Annotated in this window: 14 protein-coding genes and 1 pseudogene; 6 read left to right on the top strand and 9 right to left on the bottom strand. The window is 48.7% G+C overall.

Annotation, left to right across the window (positions count from 1 at the left end; genetic code table 11):
• Positions 1-287: 287 nt before the first annotated feature.
• The 3 genes from M0L20_RS28450 (at position 288) to M0L20_RS28440 (ending at position 2,581) form a co-directional block, all read left to right on the top strand.
• Positions 288-1,181, top strand: a complete 894-nt coding sequence (locus tag M0L20_RS28450; protein ID WP_248480580.1) for an NAD-dependent epimerase/dehydratase family protein — start codon at positions 288-290, stop codon at positions 1,179-1,181.
• Between the two features lie 549 nt (positions 1,182-1,730).
• The gene (locus M0L20_RS28445; protein ID WP_248480579.1) at positions 1,731-2,330 is read left to right on the top strand and encodes a nucleotide-binding protein; all 600 of its coding nucleotides are present in this window, start codon (positions 1,731-1,733) and stop codon (positions 2,328-2,330) included.
• Positions 2,330-2,581: a hypothetical protein gene (locus tag M0L20_RS28440; protein ID WP_248480578.1), complete on the top strand. Its 252-nt coding sequence runs from the start codon at positions 2,330-2,332 to the stop codon at positions 2,579-2,581. The genes M0L20_RS28445 and M0L20_RS28440 overlap by 1 nt, the downstream gene beginning before the upstream one ends.
• A 138-nt stretch (positions 2,582-2,719) precedes the next feature.
• Here M0L20_RS28440 and M0L20_RS30275 read toward each other — a convergent pair whose 3' ends face one another.
• Both M0L20_RS30275 and M0L20_RS28435 read right to left on the bottom strand, forming a co-directional pair.
• A complete protein-coding gene (locus M0L20_RS30275; protein ID WP_262924056.1) occupies positions 2,720-2,845 on the bottom strand; it encodes a hypothetical protein in 126 nt (41 codons plus the stop codon).
• A gap of 195 nt (positions 2,846-3,040) precedes the next feature.
• On the bottom strand, positions 3,041-4,060 hold the full coding sequence (locus M0L20_RS28435; protein ID WP_232564124.1) for an Atu2307/SP_0267 family LLM class monooxygenase: 1,020 nt from the start codon (positions 4,058-4,060) through the stop codon (positions 3,041-3,043).
• 414 nt (positions 4,061-4,474) lie between these two features.
• Between M0L20_RS28435 and M0L20_RS28430 the strand changes: the two genes are divergently transcribed.
• Positions 4,475-4,666, top strand: coding sequence for a cold-shock protein (locus tag M0L20_RS28430; protein ID WP_232564125.1), 192 nt, complete (start codon positions 4,475-4,477; stop codon positions 4,664-4,666).
• A 463-nt stretch (positions 4,667-5,129) separates the two neighbouring features.
• Complete coding sequence (locus tag M0L20_RS28425; protein WP_248480577.1) at positions 5,130-5,516, top strand: VOC family protein; 387 nt, start codon at positions 5,130-5,132, stop codon at positions 5,514-5,516.
• An 82-nt stretch (positions 5,517-5,598) separates the two neighbouring features.
• Here M0L20_RS28425 and M0L20_RS28420 read toward each other — a convergent pair whose 3' ends face one another.
• Entirely contained in the window at positions 5,599-6,420 is an 822-nt protein-coding gene (locus M0L20_RS28420; RefSeq protein ID WP_248480576.1) for a helix-turn-helix domain-containing protein, read from the bottom strand.
• A gap of 6 nt (positions 6,421-6,426) precedes the next feature.
• Positions 6,427-7,242, bottom strand: a pseudogene (locus tag M0L20_RS28415) (oxidoreductase).
• A gap of 474 nt (positions 7,243-7,716) precedes the next feature.
• Between M0L20_RS28415 and M0L20_RS28410 the strand changes: the two are divergent.
• Entirely contained in the window at positions 7,717-7,911 is a 195-nt protein-coding gene (locus M0L20_RS28410; RefSeq protein WP_232564129.1) for a hypothetical protein, read from the top strand.
• Between the two features lie 8 nt (positions 7,912-7,919).
• Here the strand turns inward: M0L20_RS28410 and M0L20_RS28405 are convergent, their stop codons facing one another.
• The 5 genes from M0L20_RS28405 to M0L20_RS28385 form a co-directional block, all read right to left on the bottom strand.
• The gene (locus M0L20_RS28405; protein ID WP_248480575.1) at positions 7,920-8,111 is read right to left on the bottom strand and encodes a hypothetical protein; all 192 of its coding nucleotides are present in this window, start codon (positions 8,109-8,111) and stop codon (positions 7,920-7,922) included.
• A 135-nt stretch (positions 8,112-8,246) separates the two neighbouring features.
• Positions 8,247-8,741, bottom strand: a complete 495-nt coding sequence (locus tag M0L20_RS28400; protein WP_248480574.1) for a hypothetical protein — start codon at positions 8,739-8,741, stop codon at positions 8,247-8,249.
• Between the two features lie 442 nt (positions 8,742-9,183).
• The gene (locus tag M0L20_RS28395; RefSeq protein ID WP_248480573.1) at positions 9,184-10,047 is read right to left on the bottom strand and encodes an ATP-binding protein; all 864 of its coding nucleotides are present in this window, start codon (positions 10,045-10,047) and stop codon (positions 9,184-9,186) included.
• Positions 10,048-10,077: 30 nt separating this feature from the next.
• Entirely contained in the window at positions 10,078-11,298 is a 1,221-nt protein-coding gene (locus M0L20_RS28390; RefSeq protein WP_248480571.1) for a PAS domain-containing protein, read from the bottom strand.
• A 333-nt stretch (positions 11,299-11,631) separates the two neighbouring features.
• Complete coding sequence (locus tag M0L20_RS28385; protein ID WP_248480569.1) at positions 11,632-14,046, bottom strand: ATP-binding protein; 2,415 nt, start codon at positions 14,044-14,046, stop codon at positions 11,632-11,634.
• Between the last annotated feature and the right edge of the window lie 108 nt (positions 14,047-14,154).

Raw genomic sequence — 14,154 nt, 5'->3', positions numbered from 1 at the left:
TGTTACTTATTTGTTAGGTATAATACAAATAAAACATAGCGAATAGCCTAGTTGACACTATGGCCTGTCTGTTGCAACATCAACGGATGGTCAGCTGTCACCACTCATTTGCCAAACTTGTCCCTCCTGTTCCAGGTGATGAGTCTGCTGTGCTAAAGCGACAGGACGCTCATCGTTTAGTCGTTGCCTAAACATTCTCAAACCACAACGCTTACTAGTAAGTAAAAAAGCAACGCGGAGATTGACGCGCGGTAGGACAAGCAAAACCAGTAGACCATATAACGAAGATGCGAGTATTTTTTACGGGGGGATCAGGGAAAGCCGGTAAGCATGTTATCCCCTACCTGCTGGGGCAGGGCCACCAGGTGATGAACGTAGACCTAACCCCGCTGGATCATCCAGGGGTTGATAATCTGATTGCGGATATCACCGACTCTGGACAAATGTTCAACGCCCTCAGTTCATACGCTGGGCTGGAAGAGCTGGAACCGGGTCAGGGCGTCCCCAAATTCGATGCAGTCGTTCATTTTGCGGCCATCCCCCGAATCTTGATCAAACCGGATAATGAAACGTTTCGGGTCAACACGATAGGTACTTACAATGTGATTGAAGCGGCAGTTAAACTGGGTATTCGAAAGATCATTATTGCCTCCTCGGAGACTACGTATGGCATCTGCTTTTCGGATGGAGAAACCAATCCCAACGTGCTACCGCTGGAAGAGGATTATGATGTTGATCCGATGGACAGCTACGGCTTATCGAAGGTTGTCAACGAGAAAACAGCCCGCAGTTTTCAGCGCCGGTCCGGGGCTGACCTATACGCTCTTCGGATCGGCAACGTCATTGAACCGCATGAATACGCCGAGTTGTTTCCCTATTATTTTGCGCACCCCGAAGTGCGACGCCGGAACGCGTTCTGTTACATCGACGCGCGGGATCTGGGTCAGATTGTGGATCTGTGTTTGCAAAAGGATGGCTTAGGTTTTCAAATTTTCAACGCGGGCAACGATCACAACGGGGCGGTGATTCCCAGCCGGGAACTGGCGGCAAGGTTCTTTCCGGGTGTACCCATCACGCGTGAATTGGGGGAGCACGAGGCTTTGTTTTCTAATCGCAAGATCCGGGAAGTGCTGGGGTTCTGCGAACAGCACAACTGGCAGAAATACGTAAAACGGGAATGAGAACTTAACCGTTAACTTTTGTTCACTAGGTAGACTTAACCGCTACCCTACCCTTTTACAAGATATACTCTTGAGTAAAACGCAAAGGTGATCTGATTTGATCAACGAGTAGGTTGTTTACTGTATCAACAGATCGACATGGATTACGAAATACTAGACAAGAATACGATTAAGCTATCATCAGGGGGATGTAAATGCGCTAATGCGCTGATACTTAATTGATTATTTGTGTATTTACTCAAATACTCAAATAATCAATTAAGTATTTGAGTAAATATGTACATATTTCTGGCGGTAGAAACTTTAGAGCTTGTATAAAGAAAGATGTATGCTATGAGATTTCTATCCTCTGTTAGACATATATCTACTATTTCACGAAACCTGCGCCGAATAGCAAACACCCCTCCAGAATAAACAAACTTAACAAAGCGCTGAGTCACCAAGCCGGAAGTCGTAAATCAGTAGAGAAAAATAGTATGTATGACACATTTACTTAATTGTGTAAATAGTCATTTGCATAAATGAGTAAATGTGTATAACCTTGCTGGTATGAAAACGATCACAGTGGCTCACCAAAAAGGCGGGGTAGGTAAAACCACGCTGGCGCTTAATCTGGCTTACTGCTTTGCGGATTCGGCAACGGTAGCCGTAACCGATACGGACTTACAGGGCTCGATCAACAGTCTCGGCAAACTGGTAACAGGCATCGACTTAGTTTCACCCGAAGCGGTGCTGGCAAAATCGCTGACGGATTATGATCTGCTGGTCATCGACACACCGCCTTATCTGACGAATCGTTTACAGGAGCTATTCGAATTATCGGATTATGTACTCGTACCCGTAAAGCCGGGGGTACTGGATGCGATGGCGGTACGGGCGACCATTGCTCTGCTAAACGAGTCAATGAAGAAACGCCCTGGCCTAAAAGCAGGCATTGTTCTTAATATGGTCATGCCCCGAACCTCACTGACGACGGAGGTAAAAGAAGTTCTTCAGGAATACGATTTACCGCTTTTGGGAACGATGATTCACCAGCGGGTGAGCTTTACCCGGTCCCCGCTGACAGCGGGTGTGTTCGAGTCCGACGATGAGAAAGCGAAAGACGAGATTCAATCGCTGGCTACTGACATTTTAAACCAACTACGCTAATGGCAAAAACAACCAAAACCGAACGTCCCAAGATGGGCGATCTAATCAAACAGTTACCTGAGCAATCGACACCCATTCAGGAAGTGCGGCCCGTAGTCGTGAAAGCAGCCGAAGCCGAGGTGAAATTGAATTTCTTTGTACCAGCAGAACTGGCCAAGAAAATTAAGGTCTATGCGGCTGAAAACAGTACCACAATTAAGGACGTAAGTATTGCAGCGTATGAACAATACTTTACTCAAATGAATAAATGAGTAATTGAATAAATAGATAATTAAGTAACTAAGTAATTACGCATTTATTTATTTGAGTAAAAGTAACAGCTTGTTCTAATTGGACGTTTCTGTCAGCTGATTTTGAAAAGTTCAGTTAATGCTGAGAATCAGTCCTTTTCATTTAGCCAGCGCTGGAGCCACCCGGCTTTCCTGACGCAGGACCGGTATGGTTTCAACGAGTTCTCGGGCAGGCTGTAAGAGAGAAAGCTTATTATAAGGAAGTTTGGCTTGAAATTGATTCATGTACAAATATTAGAAAAAAACGTACACGATGCGGCATTCATGTACATTCTGTGTACATGAGTATTTTGACAGGCCCGAACGATAGATTGGTGGGTCAACCCAAAAATCATTAGTTGACTTAACCTGCCCCGAGAAGTAGTCGCACGGATAGTGGATGGCTATCGTCTTGGCTTCCTATTAGCTAGACAGAAAGACCTACTTTGCCTTCAGTAAGGGGATGACTTTTTTACCGATCAGTTCAATCGAGGCCATCAATTGGGCGTGGGTTAGTCCGGCGTTGTCCATCTGAAACGTAAATCGATCAACGCCACCAAGCGCTTCGCTGTGCCGAATGAGCTTTTCAGCAACACGCTCCGGCCCACCCACTACCAAGACGCCGGTTGACGATAGTAAGCCCTCGAATTGTCGCCGGGTAACCGGCGGCCAGCCACGCTCTCTGCCTAGTTTCGTCCATAATTCGGCATAACCGGGATAATAGTCGGCCTCGGCCTGCTCATTGGTAGCGGCTACGTAGCCCGGCGAATGCAACCCCACCGTTAACTGCTCAGCTGAAAAGCCTGCCATCGCCCCAGCTTTCCGGTACAAGTCCACCAACGGACGAAAGCGGTGCGTTTCGCCACCAATAACGGCAACCATCAGTGGCAACCCTAAACTGCCTGCCCGAATAAAGGATTCCGGGGTGCCGCCTACACCCAGCCATATCGGCAATTTTTCCTGCAAAGCCCTGGGATATACGGGTTGATTGACTAACTGAGGCCGAAATTTTCCCTTCCAGTTAACTACTTCCTGGTCCCTAATCTTAAGCAGCAGTTCCAGCTTTTCCTCAAACAGGGCATCGTAATCATTCAGACTGAAACCGAACAGGGGGTAAGCCTCTACCGACGACCCCCGACCAACCACCAGTTCAGCCCGGCCTTTGGATATGAGATCTAACGTAGCAAAGCTTTGGTACACCCGAACCGGGTCGGCTGCACTCAGCACGGTTACTGCACTGGTCAGGCGAATAGTTTTGGTACGTGCCGCAGCCGCAGCCAGAATCACAGCCGTTGCCGAATCAAGAAATTCCTTTTTGTGGTGTTCGCCTATACCGAACACATCCAGTCCAACTTCGTCAGCAAAGGCAATGCGATCGAGCAACTGCTCCATGGCATCCACACTCCTTAACTCGTTAGTGCCATACATCGCTGAAGCGAAGCTATCGATACCTATTTCCATCAGGTTCTGTCTACTAAGAAGGAAACGATCCTCCGGCTAAACTAACGTAACCGGCGTATAAAAAATCACAAGATAACTGGCTTTTGCGGGGGTTATTATTGAGTTTTCGATGGCTGTTCAATCTTAAACTGCTGTATAGTCATCACTGATCAAATAGTAAGCTCAGATAATAAAGAGCATTTTTGCGAGTAATTGGCTTTTACAAGTCTAGGCTTCTACTTTAATGGCTGCCCAGCTTAACGGCTATCATACGCTGAGTTTAATTCCCTATGGCAAGCTTTTTCTGATCAGATTAGCTTCGCACAACATTCTTTCTACCATCGAGCCAACTCTGCTACTCCCAGGGAGTGGATAAATTAATTTGCAATTCTAAGTCGTTCTTCCGTTTTTGAACAAATTTTCAACCCAATACCAATGCCAACAGGAACAGTAAAATTTTTCAACGAAGGAAAAGGCTTCGGCTTTATCAAACCCGATGAGGGTGGTGAGGATGTGTTTGTCCACGTATCAGGAACCATTGACCAGATTCGGGAGAATGACAAAGTTACCTATGATGTCGAGCGGGGCAAGAAAGGCTTAAACGCCGTAAACGTGGCACTAGCTTAGCTCGAAAGGTTTCCTTTGTGCTTTTGTGCTTACCAATGACATGCTAGAATAGCATGTCTTTTTGTTTTGTAGCCCTGGTTACTGACGCGTTTATAGGGACTCATTGCGCTTGTGTATGGACTGAGTAAAGATGAAACCTTACCAGACGTAAAGTTCTCATCCTCTTGCTCTTTGTTTTTATGGTGTAAGAGCAGCCCTGTTGAGTCGCTTAGCGTTGTAGGAGGTAGGGTAGCTTAAAGTGAGTATGGGTTATTCCTTGCCGGCTAGGTGTTGCAGTAGTCAGCTTATAAGGCCAGCCTTTTAAGAGACGATGATCCTACCGAGTGGACCGTTACTGCAGTCCACTCGGTAGGATCAGTAAGGAAATAACAATGCATAATGGGCATACAGCATCTTCTTTCTACCCAATTGTCGCTTAATTTTGCCTCTTCAACCCCTACATTTGCTTTAGTAACTCCTTGGCATGGAGGTAGACCACTGTGGGTTTGAGGTCAAGAGTATGGATGAAGCCATTCATCTTTATACCCAGAAACCAGGTTTTCAGCTCGATCACCGAGTCATCAATCACCAGGAACAGGAAGAATATGCGTTTGTCTCGCTGGGCACGGCGCACCTGGAGCTTATTCAAGATTTAATCCATAACTACGGTAGTCCCTCCAGCCGCAAACCCTTCTGGCCTCATTACTGTCTGGAAGTGCTGGATATGGCTAGTGCGGTTGCGGATCTACAGGCTAAAGGCATTCCCATTGTTGAGGGCCCGCGGCTGATCGAAGGGAAGGAAACATGGGTTTATTTTAGCCATCCCGATAACCATGTATTGGAGTACGTTCAATGGTTCAACAAAAAATAAGCTAGACGTAACGAGTCCGTATCAAGCAAGACTACAGGGCTAGCCCAAAATTGCCTGCGCACGCTCAGTTCGCCTACGAGAATCAAAGGCCGGTGCCGGTCGACAAATCGGAAGCCTTTACGCCAAACTTGCTCTTGAAGGCCGTCGAAAAATGCGACAGGTTTTCAAAACCAACCTCCAGATACACCGCTGAGGGACGAAGGTTTTGGGTCGACATCAGATAGTGGGCCTGCTCCAAGCGCTTGCTCTGTAACCACTTTTCGGGCGTCGTGTCGAAGATCTTGGCAAAATCCCGCTTGAAGCTGGAAAGGCTACGGCCCGTGAGTTTGGCAAAGCAGGCCAGAGGAATGTTATACTGATAATGATGGTTCATGTACGTCTCCAGCTCGATCTTGTAGGGCTCCTGAAAATCAAACAATAAAGAAGCCAATGCATCATCCGTTTGCAGCAATAATTCAATGGCTTCACGCGTCTTAAGGGCCGCTAGTTTGGCCGTCAGTCTTTCAGGGTGATCAATATAGGGCCGTAACGAGTGAAAGAAACCCTTCAAGAACTCATTTTGGGTCAGCTCAATCATAGCCTGGCCTTTGTAGACCCGTTGCTTGAGAATCGTATTGTCCGAGGCATACTGGTGTAAGGCCTCCTGGTCAAGAAATACGCTGATTAATGTGGGCGGCTCACCGGTTGGACCCGGCTTTTTGAGCTTTTTGAACAACTGATTTCGGCGCATTAAGCCGATCGTCCCTTCGTTCATAACAAAGGTGCCACCAGTCGAATAATAGGACGATTCCCCCGCCAGCATGATCCCTAAAGCATGGTCGGGGAAGTAGTGTTCGCTACGTTGTACCTTCTGATACCCACGAGAATACAGAATATTATGCTGAACAATGAGCGTGCTTTCCATGGGTTGTTAAGCAAGTTGACGCAGGATCAATTTATCCAGTAGCTTGTCGGATACAATAGCTCGCAAAAATAGCAGGATCCTCGAATTCATTTCTTTGGCTGCATACCTTGTTTTTGGCCTGCTTGATTCGATGCCTGTTTTAATCAGTTTGGCTATCTCAATGGGTTCCTGGATGTTATTCGACAATTGGGTGAAGAGGGTATGGGTTTTGGTGGCTAAGCCTTGGTAAGCTGTATGGCCGGATACGGTCAGTAAGCTTTCGGTGGCAATGGTCCCCCATTCGGACCGGGTAGCACCCGGCTCCACCACGATGACGTCAATGCCAAATTCCCTGACTTCATTGCGCAGACTATCGCTTAAGGCTTTTATGGCAAACTTGCTGGCGTGATACCACCCTGCTAATGGGAAGGCAACCTTGCCGCCGACGGAGGAAATGTTGACAATCTTACCCTATTTATTTTCCCGCATGGTGGGTAGGATGAGTTGGGTTAAATGCATCGCTCCAAACACATTGACCTCGAGTTGATACCGGGCGTCTTTGATGGGTACGTCTTCGATGGCCCCTTCCAGACCAAAGCCAGCATTATTAATTAAAATATCGATACGGCCGGCTTCTTGTACGATTTGGTCGACACAAGCCTCAACACTCTCTCCTTTAGCAATGTCCAGTTCGACCGGTTTGATGCCATACGGAATAAGGTCTTGCATTTTTTCCATCCGGCGAGCCGCCCCATAGACGGTGTAGCCGTTTTGTGCCAAATACATGGCAGTTTGTTTGCCAATTCCTGCTGAAGCGCCGGTGACCAAAACTATTTTTCTCATGTCTATAGCTCATTTTGATTTATAGCACAAAGGTCGTTTAGACTGGCTGGGCTTAGTTTGGTGAAACGTCCAAGTTTGTTTGCTGACAAGTCCACGCTAAGCAGCTATCCTAATTAATAATACAGCAGTCATGCACGCATGTTGAGTATAGAGGTGGTTGACCGTATTGGTATACAATAAAGCGGTTCCGGGAACACTCAGCACCGCTATTCCTGTTAGGTATCAACCCGTAATTTGTCAAACCAATTGCCGTCCGGAAGGGGACACGAAAAGGCTCTCTGTATTGGCGTCTATGGCCAGAAGAGGAAAGGGAATCGATTGCCGTCTAGCTAATCTGACTACCGTATACAAGTAAGTATAGCTTTGATCTTAAATCAATTATAGCCATCTTTGAGTCAATCAGTTCATCTGAGCCTCTTCTCCGTCACCTACGTTCTTATTTGTCGGTCAAGTTTCTCCTTTTCCGACGATCGTATGGATTCGCAAGCAGTCATAGCCAAAAACGCTCAAGTGCGTTACCAGTTTAACCAGGATTGCCTTCTTTTGAAACAAAAGATCAGTGGCCTGCAAGCCTTCAATAACCGGCTTTCTGGCCGATTGCAAGCCCTCATTCTGAAACAGACTCGCTTGATCGATCAGGCTAGAGATCTGCTGACGAAGGAAGTTTAGGCGAAAGGTTAGAAACTCCTACGCTTTTTGAGGGTTTGTAATTGAGCTTCCAAAGCATCAACACGCCGAAAAAGGTCTTCTTTTTTCTGTATCAACTGATGCTGTCTCCGTTCTACCTCAGCGGCAAACCATAGGTAATGCCGAATCCGAGTGTTAGGGTCGAGGCCATGCGACTGGGGCTGCTCTATCTGCTTTTTCATCGCTATACGTTTTTGCCACTGCTATTGTCTAACTGGCTGGCGTGCCTACTCCTTGGCGCTGGTTGTGCGTAGCGATCACGACGGATAAAGACCGCTGGTTCATAGGTAATAAATAAGCAACTGCGGCTGGCCGAGTCACGCTGCCGAGCGCAATCCCCAGGGTGACGTGTTGTGATGGGCAATCGACCGGTGGCAACGATCGATGGTCATCCAACACTGCTGGATCAACTTATCCTTCCGGGGTCCCTCACCCAGATAGTTATGTGTAGTCTCTAGTAGGATCAGCGTCTGCTGTAGGGTTTCCTGCAAGTTAGTTAGGTAAGTCTGTTGCGAATCGACTAACCGCCGATGGAACGAGACTAACGGTCCTCGACAAACCGCCGGTTGAGATAGACACTGCTCCCATTGCTGTCTTAACCCCAAGAAAGGATTCGCTACCAGTTCTTGGTTGAGCGTTTCCAGGGGTAGCAAATAATACCCCCGATTGAAAACAAACTCGACTTTGATAAAGAGATGCCCAAGCTCCGTTACCTTAAGCAAGAAGTCGTAGGCTTGTTCTGGATCATCATAATAACAGCTAAAATCCCTGTCCTGTTGATCTGGAGTAATGCTAACAACGTGAAGAATCATAAACCAAGGGTTGAGCTTGAACCATAAACCTCGAGCCTCGAACCACTGGTATTCGTCTTAGATACAGCGCAAATTGCTTCGACTTCATTAGGATTACTAGCTTGAATAACGGTTTTACGGAGTAAAAGTCGCAGCGATTGTGCTATTTTTTTCTACTGGTCCGTTGCCTCACTGAACGTGATAAGATGAACCATCAGTAAGATCAGCACAAAGAGCCAGATCTAAATCTCACCTAACTCACTCAATCCTCGTTCAATTGAATGATATACTACTGGCTGTTGCTTTCGTGCTTATACCTTTTTTAAAAAGTTCGTCTTCTATGAAGCGATTATTGGTAGGCTACTCCATCTGATTCGTCTAAAAAAAGCGTAGTCTTTAACGCGAAGCATGACAGCGTTCAATGGTTAGCTAGTGTTGCTCAAAAAGCTACCAATCCGTTGGGCTATATTGGTAGGTAGATTGTAAAGGCAGCCCCCTGACCGGGTTGACTCCTAGCGGTGATGGCTCCGCCATGGTTAGTCACGACCTTCTCACAAATGGCCAGGCCGATACCCGTACCAACATACGCACTCTTGCCATGCAGCCGCTGAAAGACCTGAAAGATGCGATCGACATACTTCTCCTCAAAACCAATCCCGTTGTCAATTACCTCAATAAGTTGATAAGCAGGGGCGACCCGGTTAGGGGTAATTCCTGATGGCAATTCATCAGACGCCACCCGACGTGTTTTAATCTCAATCACAGGTGCCACCCCAGGCCGGTGAAACTTCAAGGCGTTGCTCAGCAGGTTCTGAAAGAGTTGGGTTAGTTGCGAAGCATTACCCGAGAGGGTGGGTAGCTGCTCAACCCGAATCTGGGCACCCAACTCCTCAACCCGTAGCTCCAGGGTGCTCAGCGCACTCTCGACAACGGTCTGTAAGGAGACGGTGCCACCCACATCGCGCTGGGTAGAGATCAGCGAGAAGTCTAAGAGGTCTTTGATTAAGATCGACATGCGCTTGGCCGCCGACTGTATGCGCTCCACATAAACTAGCTCCTCGCCAACCGAGTCGGCGTAGCGAGTCGTAAGCAGATCCCCAAACTGTTGAATTTTGCGCAGAGGCTCTTGCAGATCATGTGACGCTACGTAAGCAAACTGCTGCAAATTATCATTAGAACGAAGCAACAAACGGTTCGACTCTTCCAGATCCTCATTTAAAACCACGTATCCTTCATTATTGCTTTCTAGTTCTTCGTTAGTAGCGGCTAATTCTTCGTTGGTAGCCGCTAGCTCTTCCGTCCGCTCTTTGACCTGCTGTTCTAACATGTCTTGTAACTCACGTTGGCTGGTAATGTCCTAAGCAGTACCCTCGATTCGTAGGGGCTCTCCAACTGCGTTAAAATACACTTGACCCAAGGCATGAAGAATCACTGAACGACCGGTTTTGGCATTGACAACCGAGTGTATCACATCATAGCGTCCATCGGACTCTGGCAGCAGCGTGTTGTAGAGGCTCGTGCGTACATAGTCGCGTTCACGCTCGCCAACGCCCATAATAAACGTTTCAGCATCATGGGCCAGACTATCAAAACCAAACCAGGTGGCCACGCGTGGCGAAACCGTCAATAGATTCGTGGCAATATCTACGCTAAAATTACCTAGCTCCGCTAACTCAATGGCATTCTGCAGGGCGGTGGCCGTTTGCTCCACCTGCTGGCGGGCAAGATCCAGCGGTGTAACATCGGCACCCGTGTTCATTACCCCGTACACCCGGCCTGCTGCATCGAAGAGGGGCGTAAAGTTGTAATTAAAGTAGTAGGGGATTAGTTCACCCTGATGGTCGATGTCAACCCGGCTCGTCCCACTACTAAACGGCACACCCGTGTTGTAAACCGACTGCAACTGCTCAAAAATACCCTGGCTTGCCAACTCAGGCAGCAACTCGGGGTAACACTTGCCAATGACATCGGGACCTTTCCCGTACACATCAATGATGGCTTGGTTGGCCAACTCAATGCGCATCTCTCTTCCCGAGTATACCGCAATGGGGAAAGGAGCACTCTCAACCAGCCCCCGCAGTTGCTGGGTTGTCTCTTCAAGAACTCGTCTAGCCAGCACGCGTTCGGTAACATCGGTGGCAGAAACCAGAATGTCGGGGAGTTGACTGGTCTGGTTGGCCAGCGGAGAATACACAAAGTCGATGTAAACAGTCGTTTGCTTTCCATCCCGGATAAATTCGCTCGGTAACTCTTCTCCCCGTGCTGCCAGTCCGGTCCTGCGTACCTGATCGAGCAGCTCGTCGAGTCCCTGGTTGGCAATCAGGGGAAAGGCGTCGAAAACGGGCTCACCGAGCTTATCGCCCGGTGGCAGTTGCCAGATCTCGTACATGGCGGGATTGGCCAGCTTGATTCGGTAGTCGGAGCCTTCCAGCACGGCAACCGCAAGCGGCAGTTGTCCAACAACAGCTGTCAGCAGTTGACATGTCGCGGTTGCGGCTTCCTGAGGTGGTAAATCAGTAGGGGTGAGTAGGGGAAGATGTATCTGGTTAGGCTTGTTAGGCAGCTCAGGGCCAGGCATAGTAGTCGAATTACGAAAAAAAAGCAAGGTAATACATAAAATTTCTGTTCATGGGTATTGTTTTACAGATTGTACTCAACGAGCCTGCAAGCTCCATGGATTATCTATTCGTTCTACTGCGAACTAAACGCATGACCGGCCTAGCCTGAACGTACCACTGGGGCGGTACTGTAGCAACTCAGCCGCCCTAGCTCTATCGTTCCAGCTTGCTATGGGTAGTATATTGGAATGGCTGTAGCCCGACGGTCGTCCTCCTGCAGAGTGGTGTTTATGAAGAGTAGCTTTTTGTATGATGCAGGAGCGCCTGCTCTCCAACCACAAATAAGGATTATATCAGCCCAACGTTGTTCTGTCGTTATCGAGTAAATCCGTAAGCATTTTTGTCAGTTCACCCAGATCCACCGGCTTCACTAAATGCCCATCAAAACCGGCTTCCCTAGTTCGCTGTCGATCTTCATCCTGGCCATAACCCGTTAAGGCAATCACGATCATAGCCCGACTCCAAACCTGCTCCCGAAGCAGTCGACAGGTGGCATACCCATCCAAACCTGGCATGCCGATATCCAGCAGAATAACCGTTGGTTGTAAGGCTTCAGCCGCTTCGATGCCTGACCGACCACTGGTTCGTGTATGTGATTCGTAGCCTTTCAGCTTGAGCAGCATCCCTAAAGTCATGGCCGCATCTGCATTATCATCAATCACTAAAATGCGCCGGGGCGTCCAGGAGTTGGGAGCTTGCTGAGCGGGTTTAGCTAGTGATTGTGGAGCAGCAACTAAAGTTGGTAGACGAACCGTGAAGGTGCTGCCTCGTCCAACGCCCTCACTCTGAGCTTCTGCGCGCCCCCCATGCATTTCCACCAACCGCTTGACTAATGTCAACCCCAACCCCAAACCCCCTTTCGAGCGGGCCAGCGAGTTATCCACCTGCACAAACAGCTCAAAGATAGCTTCGAGTTGATCTTCCGCTAAGCCAATGCCGTTGTCCCGCACCTGAAGAACAGCTTCATTGCCTTCATGCACCAGGCTTACACTCACCTGTCCCCTTTCTCCCGTATAGCGTAGACCATTGGTTAACAGATTAATAACGACCTGAGTCAGCCGGGTGGCGTCCCCGTCTATCTCAATAGGGGCGGTGGGTAAACTCACCCGAAGCACTTTGCCTTGCTGCTCAAACAGAGCCTCCAGACTTTGCTGAGCCTGTCGAACCAGGTCAACCAGATTGGTTCGTTCGGTTTTCAACGCAATCTTGCCCTGGCTGATGCGATTGACATCCAGCAGATCGTCGACCATTCTGACCAGATGCTCTGTCTGCCGGCTTATCATGTCCACCGTCGAGCGGTGCAATTCGTCGGTGGTAGTTAAGTTCAGAATGGCCAGCCCTGAGTGGATGGCGGCCATGGGATTACGCAATTCATGAGCCAGCATGGCCAGAAACTCATCTTTATGCCGTACGGCTTTGCGGAGACCTTCCTGGGCTTGTTTGGCGTCATCGGTGTCAATGCTCAGGCCGTACCAGGCCTCAATTTGTCCGGCTGAGTTGCGACGAGGTAGGGCGCGAAAAATGTGCCAACGATACACCCCATCGTGCCGTTGGTAACGAACCTCCCCTTCGTAGGATTCGCCCGTCAGTTGGCACCGTTTCCAGTAGGGTAGAATTCGGGCTGCATCGGCTGGATGCATCGTCATTGTCCAGCCATGCCCACTGGCCTGCTCATCGGTCTGGCCCGTATAGTCATACCAACGTTGGTTAAAATAAATGTTTTCGCCCAAGGCCGAACAAACCCAGACCAGCGCAGGAGCGGCTTGGGCCATGATCCGAAACTCGGCTTCGCGTTTGCGCAAGGCTTCTTCGGCTTTCGCTCGTTCGACGGCTATCCAGGTTCGTTCGGCTACCTGTTTGACCAGATCGACTTCTTGTTGTGTCCATACCCGGGACGTTGGAACGGCTGCAATGAGTAGCGCTATCAGCTTATCTTCTTTGACGAGCGGCACGGCAATCAATGCGCCTGCCCGGATCGTCCGAAACGCTTGCCGGTTTTGCTCCGTAAAACTGGGCTCAGCTTGCGTATCTCCGTAGTGCAAGGCCTGGTTATTCGCGTAGTCAGGCAGAAAGGACATACCAAATCTTGACATCTTGGTATTTGGTAGTAGCGCCAAGGGTTCCTCTTTCGACACCCCTTCCAGCGTGGAAATCGTATCGTTATCAATGGCAAGGCTGACAAAGTACACCCAACCAGCCTGTAGTTCGGCTAGTAACTGCTGGGCAGCGGTCGTTTGTATAGTCACCGGATTGCTGAGCGGACGGAGGCTATCGCTGAGCGCCAGTAAAAATGATTGCTGTCGTTCGTTTTTTTTCCACTCGGTGATATTGGTGAACAAAACCGCAATTTGCGGTGGCTGTTGACTGATTTGATAGACAGTAGCCTCCATCCACAAGTCTAGCTGGGTTACATAAGTCTGAAAGTGAGCATACTGTCCCGTGAAGGCCACCTGATCATAGATGTCCATGGTATCCTGTTCCGCCTGTGGAACTACCTCCAAAATGGTTTTGCCCGTAACATTATCCAATCCGGTGTGCTTTTCAAAAGCAGGATTCACGGTCAGATAGCGAAAGTCGGAGGGATGATGGGGGGGGGTATCAACTTTTTCCAGCAGGCAGAAGCCCTGGTCCATGTTGGCAAAGGCAATGGCGTAAACGGAAGTGAATGCAGCAAGCGATGCGTTCTGCGGTGAGTTAGAGGGGGTCATAAAGGTAAGGGGCTAACAAAGGTAAAAGAACACTCAGCAAGTAAGCAAGCCGGCCGATGGTGTTCGGTTCTTTCCTTAATGAATGGTCGCATCCCCGTGTTTCTTAAA

The organism is Spirosoma liriopis (assembly GCF_023196085.1).
Classification (GTDB): Bacteria; Bacteroidota; Bacteroidia; order Cytophagales; family Spirosomataceae; genus Spirosoma; species Spirosoma oryzicola.
Note: the sequence above shows the minus strand (reverse complement) of the source record. Positions and strands in the feature narration are given on the sequence as shown.

Coding starts and splice junctions, on each gene's coding strand:
- M0L20_RS28405 (WP_248480575.1), bottom strand. CDS start 8,111: ATGAAAAAGCAGATAGAGCAGCCCCAGTCGCATGGCCTCGACCCTAAC.
- M0L20_RS28435 (WP_232564124.1), bottom strand. CDS start 4,060: ATGGAAATAGGTATCGATAGCTTCGCTTCAGCGATGTATGGCACTAAC.
- M0L20_RS28410 (WP_232564129.1), top strand. CDS start 7,717: ATGGATTCGCAAGCAGTCATAGCCAAAAACGCTCAAGTGCGTTACCAG.
- M0L20_RS28425 (WP_248480577.1), top strand. CDS start 5,130: ATGGAGGTAGACCACTGTGGGTTTGAGGTCAAGAGTATGGATGAAGCC.
- M0L20_RS28440 (WP_248480578.1), top strand. CDS start 2,330: ATGGCAAAAACAACCAAAACCGAACGTCCCAAGATGGGCGATCTAATC.
- M0L20_RS28445 (WP_248480579.1), top strand. CDS start 1,731: ATGAAAACGATCACAGTGGCTCACCAAAAAGGCGGGGTAGGTAAAACC.
- M0L20_RS30275 (WP_262924056.1), bottom strand. CDS start 2,845: ATGAATCAATTTCAAGCCAAACTTCCTTATAATAAGCTTTCTCTCTTA.
- M0L20_RS28420 (WP_248480576.1), bottom strand. CDS start 6,420: ATGGAAAGCACGCTCATTGTTCAGCATAATATTCTGTATTCTCGTGGG.
- M0L20_RS28395 (WP_248480573.1), bottom strand. CDS start 10,047: ATGTTAGAACAGCAGGTCAAAGAGCGGACGGAAGAGCTAGCGGCTACC.
- M0L20_RS28390 (WP_248480571.1), bottom strand. CDS start 11,298: ATGCCTGGCCCTGAGCTGCCTAACAAGCCTAACCAGATACATCTTCCC.
- M0L20_RS28430 (WP_232564125.1), top strand. CDS start 4,475: ATGCCAACAGGAACAGTAAAATTTTTCAACGAAGGAAAAGGCTTCGGC.
- M0L20_RS28385 (WP_248480569.1), bottom strand. CDS start 14,046: ATGACCCCCTCTAACTCACCGCAGAACGCATCGCTTGCTGCATTCACT.
- M0L20_RS28450 (WP_248480580.1), top strand. CDS start 288: ATGCGAGTATTTTTTACGGGGGGATCAGGGAAAGCCGGTAAGCATGTT.
- M0L20_RS28400 (WP_248480574.1), bottom strand. CDS start 8,741: ATGATTCTTCACGTTGTTAGCATTACTCCAGATCAACAGGACAGGGAT.